Source organism: Amycolatopsis sp. MtRt-6 (assembly GCF_017308975.1).
Classification (GTDB): domain Bacteria; phylum Actinomycetota; class Actinomycetes; order Mycobacteriales; family Pseudonocardiaceae; genus Amycolatopsis.
In genome coordinates, this window is sequence record NZ_JADWPD010000011.1 from 159,749 (window position 1) to 171,734 (window position 11,986).

Sequence of the window (11,986 nt, forward strand, 5' to 3'; positions counted from 1 at the left end):
ATGGGGGTCGAAGAACTGGGCACGGACGCCGAAGGCAACGCCAAGGTGGCGGCGAAGCCGGGCAAGAAGGAAAGTGTCTTCCGCCGGCTGTACGTCGGCACCGGCGCGTTCGACGTCGTCGGCAAGCGCAAGCGCTGGTACGTCTTCTTCGGCGCGCTGGTGCTGGTGTGCCTCGCCTCGATGATCATCCGCGGCTTCAACCTCGGCATCGACTTCGAGGGTGGCACCCAGATCCAGATGCCGGCCAACGGCATCCACGGCGTGATCACCGAGGAGCAGGCGAAGGAGTCGTTCCAGAAGGCGCTCGGCCGGCCGGCCACGGAGGCGCAGAAGGTCGGCACGGGCAACGCGGCGACCATCCAGATCCGCACCGACACGCTGAACGCGGCCGACGTCGCGAAGGTCAAGCAGGGCCTGTTCGACGATCTCGGGCCGAAGGGCTCCAACGGCCAGCCCAGCGTCCAGGCCATCAGCGACAGCGCGGTGAGCGCGTCCTGGGGTGGCGAGATCTCGCAGAAGGCGCTGATCGCGCTGGGCGTGTTCCTCGTCGCGGTGGTCATCTTCCTGGCGGTCTACTTCGACACCCGGATGGCGGTGGCCGCGCTGATCTCGCTGCTGCACGACATCCTGGTGACGGCCGGTGTGTACTCGCTGGTCGGCTTCGAGGTCACCCCGGCGACCGTGATCGGCCTGCTGACCATCCTCGGGTTCTCGCTGTACGACACGGTGGTGGTGTTCGACAAGGTCCGCGAGAACACGCGCGGCCTGCTCGGGCTGACCCGCCGCACCTACGGCGAGGCCGCGAACCTCGCGCTGAACCAGACCCTGATGCGGTCGTTCAACACGGCGTTCATCGCGCTGCTGCCGATCCTCGGCCTGCTGGTCGTCGGGTACATCCTGCTCGGCTCGGGCACGCTGCAGGACCTGGCGCTGGTGCAGCTCACCGGTACCCTCGTCGGCGTCCTGTCGTCGGTGGCACTGGCGACGCCGCTGCTGGTCGACCTGAAGATGCGCGACCCGAAGTACAAGCAGCAGGCCGAGCGGGTCCGCCAGCGCCGTGCCAACCAGGAGCGCAAGGCGGCGGGCGAGGACTTCGACGCCTCGGACGACGACGCTTTGGCGAAGGAACTGCGCAAGGAGAAGGCGTACGCGGCCGCGGCCAGCGTTCCCGCCCGGATCCAGAAGCAGCGCCCGGCCGGCAAGCCCGCGGGCAAGCGGAAGCGCTGACGTGGAGCTCGACGACGCCCTCGGCCTGATCGCCGAGGTGCCGGACTTCCCCGAGCCCGGCGTGCTGTTCCGCGACCTGAGCCCGCTCTTCGCGGACGCGGGCGCGTTCAAAGCGGTGACCGACGCGCTGGCGAGCACCCTCGACCCTTCGGTCGAGGCTCTCGCCGGCGTGGAGGCCCGCGGGTTCCTCCTGGCCGCGGCCGTCGGGTACGCCCGCGGCCTCGGCGTGGTGCTGATCCGCAAGCCGGGCAAGCTCCCGGCCGTCGCGGGCCGCGTCGACTACGCCCTGGAGTACGGCACGGCGACGGTGGAGCTGCCGGCCGGCGTGGTCCGGCCGGGTCAGCGCATCGCGGTCCTCGACGACGTCCTGGCCACGGGCGGCACGGTCGCGGCCACGGGCAAGCTCCTGGAGGACGCGGGCGCGGTGGTCGACAGCGTGTCGGTGGTCCTGGAACTGGCCGCCCTCGGCGGCCGGGACGTCCTGGGCGACCGCAAGGTCCACGCCCTCCGCACCTGCTGAACCGCCGCACCAGCCGGAACGTGCGCGTTCCGGCTGGTGACGGGTCCCACATCCCCCTGAACGGGCGCACTCGACAGGGCTGCGAGGCGCAACGGCTACCCTGGTGGTCCGAAGGCCGCACGAGCAGCAGGAGGTGCGGGTGAGCCAGGAGCTCGACGCCGCGGTGCCCGCGAAGCAGGGCGCCCAGCAGAACGGGCAGGCGGCGGCACAGCCCGCGTCGCCGAAGCCGAACGGTGCGGCGCCGAACCCGTCCGCGACCCGGCGGGTCCGGGCGCGCCTGGCCCGGCGGATCACCGCGCAGCGGGCCGCCCCGGTCAAGCAGGTCCTCGAACCCCTGGCCGTCATCCACCGCGAACTCCACCCCAACGGCGACCTCGGGCTGCTCCAGCGCGCCTACGACGTCGCCGAGGAGCTGCACCGCAACCAGCGGCGCAAGTCGGGCGACCCGTACATCACCCACCCCCTCGCCGTCGCCACCATCCTCGCCGAGCTGGGCATGGACACCACCACGCTCGTCGCGGCGCTGCTGCACGACACGGTCGAGGACACCGGCTACGCCGTCGAGAGCCTGAAGGCCGACTTCGGCGAGAAGGTCGCCGAGCTGGTCGACGGCGTCACCAAGCTGGACAAGGTGCAGCTCGGCTCGTCGGCCGAGGCCGAGACCATCCGCAAGATGGTCATCGCGATGGCCAAGGACCCCCGGGTGCTGGTCATCAAGCTCGCCGACCGGCTGCACAACATGCGCACCATGCGCTTCCTGCCGCCGGAGAAGCAGGCCCGCAAGGCCCGCGAGACCCTCGAGGTGCTCGCGCCGCTGGCCCACCGGCTCGGCATGGCCACGGTCAAGTGGGAGCTCGAAGACCTCGCGTTCGCGATCCTGCAGCCGAAGAAGTACGACGAGATCGTCCGCCTGGTCGCCGACCGCGCGCCCTCGCGTGACATCTACCTGCGCTCGGTCATCACCGACCTGACCAGCAACCTCGTCTCGTCGCGGATCACCGCGAAGGTCGAGGGCCGGCCGAAGCACTACTACTCGATCCACCAGAAGATGATCGTCCGCGGCCGCGACCTGGACGACATCCACGACCTGGTCGGCGTGCGGATCCTGGTCGAGGACGTCCGCGACTGCTACGCGGCGATGGGTGTCGTGCACGCGCTGTGGCAGCCGGTGCCCGGCCGCTTCAAGGACTACATCGCGCAGCCGCGCTTCGGTGTCTACCAGTCGCTGCACACCACGGTGATCGGTCCGGACGGCAAGCCCCTCGAGGTGCAGATCCGCACCTACGAGATGCACCGCACGGCCGAGTACGGCATCGCCGCGCACTGGCGCTACAAGGAAACCAAGGGCACGCACACCGGCAACGCGATGGACGTCGACGAGATGGCGTGGATGCGCCAGCTCCTCGACTGGCAGCGCGAGGCGGCGGACCCGGGTGACTTCCTCGAGTCCCTGCGCTACGAGCTGGCCGCGCGCGAGATCTTCGTCTTCACGCCGAAGGGCGACGTCATCACGCTGCCGGTCGACTCGACGCCGGTCGACTTCGCCTACGCCGTGCACACCGAGGTCGGCCACCGCTGCATCGGCGCCCGCGTCAACGGCCGCCTGGTCGCCCTCGAACGCAAGCTGGAAAACGGCGAAGTCGTCGAGATCTTCACGTCGAAGGCGGAGAACGCCGGGCCGTCGCGCGACTGGCTGCAGTTCGCCGGCTCGCCGAAGGCACGCGCCAAGATCCGCCAGTGGTTCGCCAAGGAACGCCGCGACGAGGCGATCGAGGGCGGCAAGGAAGCCATCACCAAGGAGATCCGCAAGGTCGGCCTGCCGATCCAGCGGCTGGTCTCGGCGGAGTCGATGGGCGCGGTGGCCACCGAGCTGCGCCACGCCGACATCTCGTCGCTGTACGCGGCGGTCGGCGAAGGACACACGAGCGCGAAGCACGTCGTGCAGCGCCTGGTGGCGCTGATCGGCGGGGTCGACGCGGCGGAGGAGGAGCTCGCCGAGCGCGCGACACCGTCCACGGTGACCCGCCGCCGCGGCTCCAACGACGTCGGCGTGGTGGTCAAGGGCGCCAGCGACGTCTGGGCGAAGCTCGCCCGCTGCTGCACCCCGGTCCCGGGCGACGAGATCCTCGGCTTCGTGACCCGCGGCGGCGGCGTTTCGGTGCACCGCACGGACTGCACGAACGCCGGCGACCTGCAGTCCCAGCCCGAGCGGCTGGTCGAGGTCGAGTGGGCGCCCTCGGCGTCGTCGGTGTTCCTGGTGGCGATCCAGGTCGAGGCGCTCGACCGCCACCGCCTGCTGTCGGACGTCACCAAGGTGCTGGCCGACGAGAAGGTCAACATCCTGTCGGCCTCGGTGACCACGTCCCGCGACCGGGTCGCGGTCAGCCGCTTCTCGTTCGAGATGGGCGACCCGAAGCACCTGGGCCACGTCCTGAAGGTGGTCCGCGGCGTGGAGGGCGTCTACGACGTCTACCGCGTGACGTCGGCTTCCTGAGGCTGCCGGTCCGGTCGCCGCGCCCGCAGGCGGCCATCGCGGTGCGCAGGGCACCGGAAAGGCGCTAGAACAGCGCGGCGACCAGCGCGCCCAGCGGCGGCAGCGCCTGGGCGAACGCGCCACCCCGGCCGGCCCCACGGGGACGGCTGAGGGCCAGCACGTCCGAGACGCCGAGGGCGATCCCCGCCAGCAGCAGCCGGGCGCAGGCGGTGCGGCGGGACGTCGCCGCGCTCCCCACCGCGGGCCTCGGCGTCGCCGAGCTGCACGCCGCCGCCATCGAGCTGGTCGACCGGGTGGTGCCCGCCGAGCTGACCTGCTGGGCGTCGCTCGACCCGGACACCGCGGTGATCAGCTCGATGACCAGCGGCCGGGCCCGCATCCCCGGTGAGTACGAGCCCTTGCTGGCCGCCTACGAGTACGACGGCGCCCAGCCCACACCTTCGCTGACCTGGCACAGCTGCTTGTGGGGGTTCCGGGTGGCGGAGCCCCCGGCCCGGGGCGGAGCCCCCGGATGTCGCAGCGGCCGGTGCCGGTGGCGCGCCTGTCCGACCTGCCCCGCCGGGCCGTCGAGCGCAGCGGACGGCTCACCGAGGTCTGGCGGCCGCTGGGACTCGGTCACGAACTGCGCGTGGTGTTCCGGGTCGACGGCACGGCGTGGGGCGCGGCCGGCCTGGTGCGCCGCGGCGAGTTCGGCGACCGCGAGGTCGAGTTCCTGACGTCGGTCGCCCCGGCACTGACGGCGGCGACGCGGGTGGGGCCGCCCGCACCCGCGGTGCGGGGGAGCGGGCGGACCCGGCGATCGTGGTCGTCGGCCCGGACGGCAGGCAGCGGACGGCCACCGCGGCGGCGGAGACCTGGCGGTCCGAGCTCGACGAGATCGCCCCGGGCCGGTTCGCGGTCATGGTGCGCGCGGTGGTGACCGGGGCCCGCGCGGCGGCGACGGGGACGTTCCGCGCCCGCGTCCGCGACGCCCGCGGCGGGTGGATCGTGGTGCACGCCGGCCGGTTGGTGGCCGGGGAGGACGACGGCGAGACGGTCGTGACGTTCGGCCGCGCCTCAGGTGCCGAGCTGCTGGGCGTGCTGCTCGCCGCCTACGGCCTGACCGCCCGGGAACGCGACGTCTGCCACGAGGTGCCGGCCGGACTGTCCACATCGGACATCGCGGCCCGGCTGGCCATTTCGGCGCACACGGTGCAGGACCACCTCAAGTCGGTGTTCGGCAAGGTCGGCGTCCGCAGCCGTGGGGAACTGACCGCCGCGCTGTTGTCGTGACAGAACCGCGCCGGAATTACCGTCCCGGGGGCCGCGGCTGCATGATACGGTCCGCAACTTGCGGGGGAGCGACCCCGCTCCCGGCCTGACAAGGGGAGCCGCATGGCCGACGACACCACGCGCTACCTCTGCGCCGCGTCCTACCTCGATCCCGCCTACGGCAAACGGGCCATCACCGAGTTCCTCGTCGAGCCCACCCGGCCGGTCCCGCCGTCGACCGGGCTCGACGCGGGCGTCGTGCTCACCGAGGCGGTGCGGGCGCGGGCGCGCCGCAAGAACTACGACGGGCTGCTGGTGCTGCTCATGGCCGTCGTGATCGGGCTGCTGTGGGACAACCCGTTGCTCTACGCCTGGATCGTGGTGTCGCTGGTGCTCGTCGGCGTGCGGATGGGGCGGAAGGCGACCGCGCCGGAGAAGCCGGTCAAGCCGAAGGCGATGATCCTGCTCGCCGCCGGGATCGTCGTCGCCTGGCTGCTGCTGTCCTATTCGGACGAGCTCTTCGGCTCCGGGAGCCGGTACTCCTCGCGCTACTACGACGACATCGAATACGACGACTCGTCCGGTGGCGAGACCGCGCGGACCGTCATCGGCATCGTGCTCGCGGTGGTCGTGTGCGTGGTCGTGACGATCGAGCGCTGGTCCCTGTGGAACCTGGTGACGACGCGCTTCCGGCGGTTCGCCCAGCCCGCCGACGACGGTGGCGGCGGCCTCACCGGGCTGCTCACCGAAGACTTCCGGGGACAGCTCGCCCGCTACCGGGCCGGCGCGGAGGCCGCCGAGCCGGCCGGGGCGCCGTTGGTCGTCTACCGCGGGTACAACCCCTTCGTGGGCGCCGGGTTCCGGCGTGACGCCTGGTCCATGGCGGTCCCGCTGGAGCGGGTCGAAGACGGCGAAGGCCGGCCGCGGCTGACGACCGAGGCGTTGTACGACGGGATCCGCGAGGCGTTCGCGAACCTCCGCCACGCGAACGCGCTGACGCCCGACAACCGGCTCGGCGCGCTGACCGTGACCGAAGCGGTGTTCACCCCGGCCGCCGCGCTCATCGACCACCTGGGGGAGCCGGACGCCGCGACCTACCTGCCGGACGTCGCGCACCCGCCGCAGACCCGGCTGACCCCGGCCGCCGTCGCCCGGCTGCGCACCGAACCGAAGGAATGGGCGCGCTACTACCTTTCCTTCCAGGTGGAGACGTGGGACCGCGAGCTGGTGCTCACGACGTTCCTGCACGTCGCCGTGGACGACACGACGCTGTACGTCGAGTGGACGCCGTTCATGCTGCCGCCGATCCGGGCCGACTACCGCGTGGTGGACAAGATGCGGCCGGACTCGCTGCGCCCGCTCGGCCAGGGGCTGCTGGCCTGGCTGGAGATGCCGGCGAGCCTGCCGGGCCGGATCCTGAACCTCGTGTCGTGGATCCGCCACCCGAAGCGCGAGCCCGGCGTCCTGGACCCCGACCGCTACGGCGCCGCGCACACCCTGCGCGAACTCGGGTCGGTCAACCTGTTCACCGACTACTTCCAGCTCGTCGACATCGAACGGTACGAAAAGATCCTCGAAAGCCGGCTGCTCCCGGCGATCGGCAAGCTGCTGGACGACGCCGGGTTCTCGACGGCGAAGTTCGAGGAGCAGGCGGCGGTCGTGATCAACAACGACATCACCATCGGCGGCGACAACAGCGCCCCGATCAGCCAGACCGGGCTGCGCGGCCGGCGCCCGCGCCCGCCGGCCGCACCCGGCGGACGGACCAGGACGGAGGCCTGATGGGACACCGGATCACCAACAAGGTCAGCATCGGCGGCGACAACTCGGGGACGATCAGCCAGACCGGCATCGAAGGCGGCGGCGCCGAGACGGCGCTCCCGGCGTTGCTGGAGCTGGTCGAGCGGCTGACCACCGACGTGCGCGGCAAGGACCTGGCCAAGCAGGAGGTCCTGGAGGACACGCTGACGGATCTGGCGGCCGACCTGCGCGCGGGCGAGGCCGCGGAGCCCGCGGTGGTGCGCAGCCGCTGGGCGAAGGTCAAGGGGCTGCTGGGCGGGGTGGCGCAGTTCTCGGAGCTGGTCGCGAAGATCTCCGAGCAGGTGCAGAAGATCTTCGGCTAGAGGAACTTCCGCAGCAGGGCGTTGACCTCGTCCGGCCGTTCCATCGACGGCAGGTGCCCGGTGCCGGCCAGCTCGACGAACTCGGCCCGGGGCAACGACTCCGCCAGGTGCGCCGACAGCTCCACCAGTCCCGGCGCGTCCGACGTCCCGATCACCACCAGGGCTGGCGTGGTGATCTCGGCGAGCCGGTGCCGGGTGTCCGGGATCCGCTCCGTCCACTGTGGAGCCGTCCAGTCGTGCCGGTACACCTGCTCGCACATCTCCCGGACCAGCGCGAGCATTTCACCCGGCAGCACGGAGACATCGCGCGCGGGGCCGGCGACCAGGTACCGGATGTTGGCCTCCGCCATGGCCCGGACGTCCGCCGGGTCGACGTCGCCGTCGCGGGCCTGGTAGCGGGCGAGCCGGTCGGCGGGGACGGCCGCGGCGGTCAGCCGGGCGATGTCCGCCTGCATGTGGTCCGGCCAGGTGTGCCCGGTGAGACCCGAGCCGAGCAGCACCAGCCGGGTGACCCGCTCCGGCGCGGCGAGGGCGGCGTCCAGCGCGCACGCCCCGCCCATCGAGGCCCCGACCAGCGCGGCCTGCTCGATCCCCCGGGCATCGAGCAGGGCCAGCAGGTCCTCGTAGTGGGCGTGTTCGCCGGTTTCGCCGCCGGTTTCCCCGAACCCGCGGCGGTCGTAGCGGATCACCCGGTGGGTGGCGGCGAGCTCGGTGAACTGCGCGTCCCACATCCGGCGGTCGCCCAGTGCGGCGTGCAGCAGCACGACCGCGGGCCCCTCTCCCGCTTCGTCGTAGCCGAACGCCGTCCCGCCCACCTCGATCGCCGCCATGGTGCCAAGCTAGCCACACGACCGCGTCACACACCGCCGGTTTCGCTGAGGGCGAGAAGCTACTGTGCGGTCATGACCGACGGATTCGAGCTGACCCGCGACGGCGAAGCGGCCCGCCTGACGCTGACCCGGCCGGAGAAGATGAACGCCATCACCTACGGCATGTGGGCGGCCATCCCGGACGTCGTCGCCGAGGTGGAGGCCGATCCCGCGCTGAAGGCGCTGGTGATCGCCGGGGCCGGGAAGCACTTCTCCGCCGGCGCCGACATCAGCGAGTTCGGCGAGCTGCGGACCACCGCCGAAGGCGCGGCGAGCTACGACAAGGCCGTCGAGGGCGCGGTCGTCGCCCTCACCGCGATGCGCAAGCCGTCCGTCGCGATGATCCAGGGCAACTGCATCGGTGGCGGCTGCCAGATCTCGGTCGCCTGCGACTTCCGGTTCGCCGCCGAGGGCGCGCGGTTCGGCATCACCCCGGCGAAGCTCGGCATCGTCTACCACTTCGGGTCGACGCGCCAGCTCGTCTCGCTCGTCGGCCCCGCGCACGCCAAGTACTTCCTGCTGTCCGGCGAGCTGATCACCGCCGCCCGCGCCCGCGAAATCGGCCTGCTCAACGACGTCTTCCCGGCCGGCGACCTCGAAGCCTCGACGCTGGCCTTCGTCGAGACGCTGTGCTCGCGCTCGCAGGCGTCGGTCCGCGGGATGAACCGGATCATCGAAAAGATCGTCGCCGGGCAGGAAACCCCGGACGCCGAGGTCGAGGAGATCCGCTCGGAAGCCCTGCACGGCGAGGACTACGCGGAGGGCGTCGCCGCGTTCCTCGAGCGGCGCCCGCCGCGGTTCACCTTCCGCTGATCAGCCGTCCAGGTAGGCGTGGAAGTGCTCGGCGACGACGTCGGTGACGCCGGCCGGGTCGAGCTTGCCGTCGATTTCGATGACGCGGATGCCGAGGTCCCGTGCCGCCCGCACGGCGTGGGCGGCGAGCATCCGGTCACGCGTCAGCCGGGTGCGCTGCTCGGGGATCGCCGGCCCGTCCGGCCGGTGCCGGAGCTGGTGCTGGCGGAACAGCTCGGTCGGCACCAGCACCACCATCCGGCCGGGTGAGTCCACGAGCGGGGCGACGAGCTCCGGCCGCAGCCCGCGGCCTTCGGCGAGGATCGGCCGGGGCGAGGTCAGCGCGCGCAGGTCGTCGAGGGCCCAGCGGAAGCGGTTCCCGAACTCGGCCATCATCGCGGTCAGCTGGTCGCCGGCCGGGAGGTCGTCCGGCAGCGGGGTGCCGGGCCGGGCCCGGTCGTCGTGGTGGTAGGTCGTCAGGCCGTGCCGCTCGGCGAGCAGCCGCGCGACGGTGGACTTCCCGGTCCACGGGGCGCCGCCGATCCACAGCGCCTTCTGCAGGGTGCCGAACGGATCCCAGGTCATGCGACGACTATTGCGGCCCGGCTGCCCGCTGGCCAGTGTTCCGGCGCCGGTTGATCCGTTCAGCGCAGAGTGACCCGGCGCGCACGCGGTGGGGTCACGGCTTGTCGCGCTCGCCGTCGATCACGAGCACGGTGGAGGAGTCCGCGAAGTCCGGCTCCGGACCGATCCGGAAGTGGAACCGCGAGCCGGGCCGGACCGCGGCGATCACCTGGGTTTCGGCTCGCTCCAGCACGATGATCGCGAGTTCGGTGGTGATCGGCTCCGGGCGGAACACGACGTCCGGACGCGGCTCGGGGACGACGATCGGCAGCGGCAGGGTGCCGCTGACCGAGCCGGAGCCGAAGTCCTCGTCCGCGGGCGTGGGCGGCTCGAACGGGGCCGGGGGGAGCAGCTGGGGGCGGCGCCGCCACCAGAGCCCGGCGAGCAGGCCGGTCAGCAGTCCGCCGGTGCCGCTGACGACCGACGCCAGCCCGACGCCGAGCCCGGACGTCTCCCCGGCGGGAGCGGGAGCGGGGGCCGTGGCCGGGGTGCCGGGCGGGGTCGCCGGCAGCGGCCCGAACTGCACGCCCGGCTCCGGGGCGGCGTCGTCGGGCAGCTGGAGCACCTGGCCGGGCTCGATCGCGGCGGGATCGGTGAACGGCGTGCCGTCCGGCCGCGGCCGGCCCTGGTTGAGCCGGAAGATCTCGGGGAAGCGGCGCCCGTCGCCGAGCGCGCGTTCGGCGATCTTGAACAGCGTGATGTCTTCGGGGTTGTCGGCGTGCGGCACGATGAAGTACTTGACCGGCGGCGGCTGTGGCGGATCGTCCTGCGCGAGCGCGGGACCGCCGGCGAGCACGGCGAAGAGGACGCCGGCACAGCCGGCCTGGCCGGCCCGTCCGAGGACGCGGCGGACCACGGGAACCCGGTTTTCGACCATCGTCGCACCTCTCCCCGGCGACCCTCGGCGGGCCTGGCGGTGTCACCCCTTACACGGGGCGGGTGCGGGCGCGGTTCAGATCTTGTCCCCGGCGGCACGGTTTTGCCGGCGCCGCAGATGCCGCGAATGACTCATTCGGGACGTCGGAAGTCCCGAATGAGTCATTCGCGGCAATGCCGAGCCGTGCTACGAAACGGTGACGCCGGTGAACTTCACCTGTTTGGTCGGCGCTCCGGTGCCGTCCTGCGGGTTCGGGTTCGCGATGCCCGCCTTGGCCACCGCGTCGAGCACCTTCAGGCCCTCGTCGCTGATGCTGCCGAACACCGAGTAGTCCGCGGGGAGGCCGTCGGCGTTGCCGTAGACCATGAAGAACTGGCTGCCACCGGAGTTCGGGGCCTGCGTCTTCGCCATGGCGAGGATGCCGCGGCCGTACTTGATCTCCGGGAACGCCTCGTCCGGCATCGTGTAGCCGGGACCGCCCTGGCCGTCGGTGGTCGGGTCGCCGGTCGCCGCCGGGTCACCGCACTGCAGCATCTGCAGGCCCTCGGTGCCGAGCCGGTGGCACATGGTGTCGTTGTAGAAGTTCTGCTTGGCGAGGCTGACGAAGCTCTGCACCGCGCAGGGGGCGAGCGCGCGGTCGAGCGTCAGCGGGATGTCGCCCGCCGTGCTCTTGAGCGTGACGTTCACCGTGCCGGTCGACGGCACGTTCTTGCCGTCCGGCAGGTTCACCTTCTTCGGCGCCTTGCCCGTCGTGTCGGCCTTGAAGTCGCACGTCGTCGGGTTCGGCAACGGCGTCGCCCGCTTCGGCAGCGCGGTGCGCTGCGTCGGGATCTGGAGCTCGGTCGGCGGCGGGGCGGCCGAGGACGACGACGCCGCGGCGTCCGTGCCGTCGCCGCTGTTGGCGCTCACGATCCACACCACGACACCGGCGACGACGAGGACGGCCACGCCGACTACACCAGCCCCGATCATCCGGCGTCGCTTCTGCTGCTCCAATCGGCGCTCGAGCTGCCGCTCGAGTTTGCGCTTCGCAGCTTCGCGGCGCTGCTGGTTGGTCGCCACCCCGTACCCTCCAGGTTTCCGCTCGTGTCACACGTCTGAGGTAGCGGCAGTGTATGGGCACAGCCTGTGAGGACCATGTACAGGGCCCGCTAGTCTCAACCCGATCGTGATCGGCGCCATCCGGCGCGGATGTCCGGGGAGGCGTTC

The 11,986-nt window shown here is 72.0% G+C and carries 13 protein-coding genes; 8 read left to right on the forward strand and 5 right to left on the reverse strand.

What is annotated here, in order from left to right:
* The 3 genes from secF (at position 1) to I4Q55_RS20535 (ending at position 4,241) form a co-directional block, all read left to right on the forward strand.
* A complete protein-coding gene (gene secF, locus I4Q55_RS20525; protein WP_206789774.1) occupies positions 1-1,227 on the forward strand; it encodes a protein translocase subunit SecF in 1,227 nt (408 codons plus the stop codon).
* 1 nt (position 1,228) lies between these two features.
* A complete protein-coding gene (locus I4Q55_RS20530; RefSeq protein WP_206789775.1) occupies positions 1,229-1,747 on the forward strand; it encodes an adenine phosphoribosyltransferase in 519 nt (172 codons plus the stop codon).
* Between the two features lie 139 nt (positions 1,748-1,886).
* The gene (locus I4Q55_RS20535; protein WP_206789777.1) at positions 1,887-4,241 is read left to right on the forward strand and encodes a bifunctional (p)ppGpp synthetase/guanosine-3',5'-bis(diphosphate) 3'-pyrophosphohydrolase; all 2,355 of its coding nucleotides are present in this window, start codon (positions 1,887-1,889) and stop codon (positions 4,239-4,241) included.
* Between the two features lie 64 nt (positions 4,242-4,305).
* On the opposite strand, the gene I4Q55_RS49260 is transcribed toward I4Q55_RS20535, so the two are convergent.
* Complete coding sequence (locus I4Q55_RS49260) at positions 4,306-4,620, reverse strand: hypothetical protein (RefSeq protein WP_242546367.1); 315 nt, start codon at positions 4,618-4,620, stop codon at positions 4,306-4,308.
* A 132-nt stretch (positions 4,621-4,752) separates the two neighbouring features.
* Between I4Q55_RS49260 and I4Q55_RS49265 the strand changes: the two genes are divergently transcribed.
* From I4Q55_RS49265 to I4Q55_RS20555, 4 genes are all read left to right on the forward strand, one after another.
* The gene (locus I4Q55_RS49265) at positions 4,753-5,160 is read left to right on the forward strand and encodes a hypothetical protein (protein WP_242546368.1); all 408 of its coding nucleotides are present in this window, start codon (positions 4,753-4,755) and stop codon (positions 5,158-5,160) included.
* Positions 5,043-5,513, forward strand: a complete 471-nt coding sequence (locus I4Q55_RS49270; RefSeq protein WP_307793269.1) for a helix-turn-helix transcriptional regulator — start codon at positions 5,043-5,045, stop codon at positions 5,511-5,513. Before I4Q55_RS49265 ends, I4Q55_RS49270 begins: the two co-directional genes overlap by 118 nt.
* 102 nt (positions 5,514-5,615) lie before the next feature.
* Positions 5,616-7,274 (forward strand): hypothetical protein, encoded by a 1,659-nt coding sequence (locus I4Q55_RS20550; protein ID WP_206789779.1) that lies wholly within the window; start codon positions 5,616-5,618, stop codon positions 7,272-7,274.
* Complete coding sequence (locus I4Q55_RS20555; protein ID WP_206789781.1) at positions 7,274-7,615, forward strand: hypothetical protein; 342 nt, start codon at positions 7,274-7,276, stop codon at positions 7,613-7,615. Before I4Q55_RS20550 ends, I4Q55_RS20555 begins: the two co-directional genes overlap by 1 nt.
* Here I4Q55_RS20555 and I4Q55_RS20560 read toward each other — a convergent pair.
* Positions 7,612-8,445, reverse strand: coding sequence for an alpha/beta fold hydrolase (locus tag I4Q55_RS20560; protein ID WP_206789783.1), 834 nt, complete (start codon positions 8,443-8,445; stop codon positions 7,612-7,614). The two genes, I4Q55_RS20555 and I4Q55_RS20560, sit on opposite strands and share 4 nt — an antisense overlap.
* Positions 8,446-8,517: 72 nt before the next feature.
* Between I4Q55_RS20560 and I4Q55_RS20565 the strand changes: the two genes are divergently transcribed.
* A complete protein-coding gene (locus I4Q55_RS20565) occupies positions 8,518-9,297 on the forward strand; it encodes an enoyl-CoA hydratase/isomerase family protein (protein WP_206789785.1) in 780 nt (259 codons plus the stop codon).
* Here the strand turns inward: I4Q55_RS20565 and I4Q55_RS20570 are convergent, their stop codons facing one another.
* The 3 genes from I4Q55_RS20570 to I4Q55_RS20580 form a co-directional block, all read right to left on the reverse strand.
* Positions 9,298-9,861: a hypothetical protein gene (locus tag I4Q55_RS20570; protein WP_206789786.1), complete on the reverse strand. Its 564-nt coding sequence runs from the start codon at positions 9,859-9,861 to the stop codon at positions 9,298-9,300.
* A 94-nt stretch (positions 9,862-9,955) separates the two neighbouring features.
* Complete coding sequence (locus tag I4Q55_RS20575) at positions 9,956-10,777, reverse strand: LysM peptidoglycan-binding domain-containing protein (protein WP_206789788.1); 822 nt, start codon at positions 10,775-10,777, stop codon at positions 9,956-9,958.
* Positions 10,778-10,963: 186 nt separating this feature from the next.
* The gene (locus I4Q55_RS20580; protein ID WP_206789790.1) at positions 10,964-11,839 is read right to left on the reverse strand and encodes a peptidylprolyl isomerase; all 876 of its coding nucleotides are present in this window, start codon (positions 11,837-11,839) and stop codon (positions 10,964-10,966) included.
* Positions 11,840-11,986: the final 147 nt, after the last annotated feature.

Coding starts and splice junctions, on each gene's coding strand:
- I4Q55_RS20575 (WP_206789788.1), bottom strand. CDS start 10,777: ATGGTCGAAAACCGGGTTCCCGTGGTCCGCCGCGTCCTCGGACGGGCC.
- I4Q55_RS49265 (WP_242546368.1), top strand. CDS start 4,753: ATGTCGCAGCGGCCGGTGCCGGTGGCGCGCCTGTCCGACCTGCCCCGC.
- I4Q55_RS20550 (WP_206789779.1), top strand. CDS start 5,616: ATGGCCGACGACACCACGCGCTACCTCTGCGCCGCGTCCTACCTCGAT.
- secF (WP_206789774.1), top strand. CDS start 1: ATGGGGGTCGAAGAACTGGGCACGGACGCCGAAGGCAACGCCAAGGTG.
- I4Q55_RS20565 (WP_206789785.1), top strand. CDS start 8,518: ATGACCGACGGATTCGAGCTGACCCGCGACGGCGAAGCGGCCCGCCTG.
- I4Q55_RS20570 (WP_206789786.1), bottom strand. CDS start 9,861: ATGACCTGGGATCCGTTCGGCACCCTGCAGAAGGCGCTGTGGATCGGC.
- I4Q55_RS49260 (WP_242546367.1), bottom strand. CDS start 4,620: ATGCGGGCCCGGCCGCTGGTCATCGAGCTGATCACCGCGGTGTCCGGG.
- I4Q55_RS20560 (WP_206789783.1), bottom strand. CDS start 8,445: ATGGCGGCGATCGAGGTGGGCGGGACGGCGTTCGGCTACGACGAAGCG.
- I4Q55_RS20555 (WP_206789781.1), top strand. CDS start 7,274: ATGGGACACCGGATCACCAACAAGGTCAGCATCGGCGGCGACAACTCG.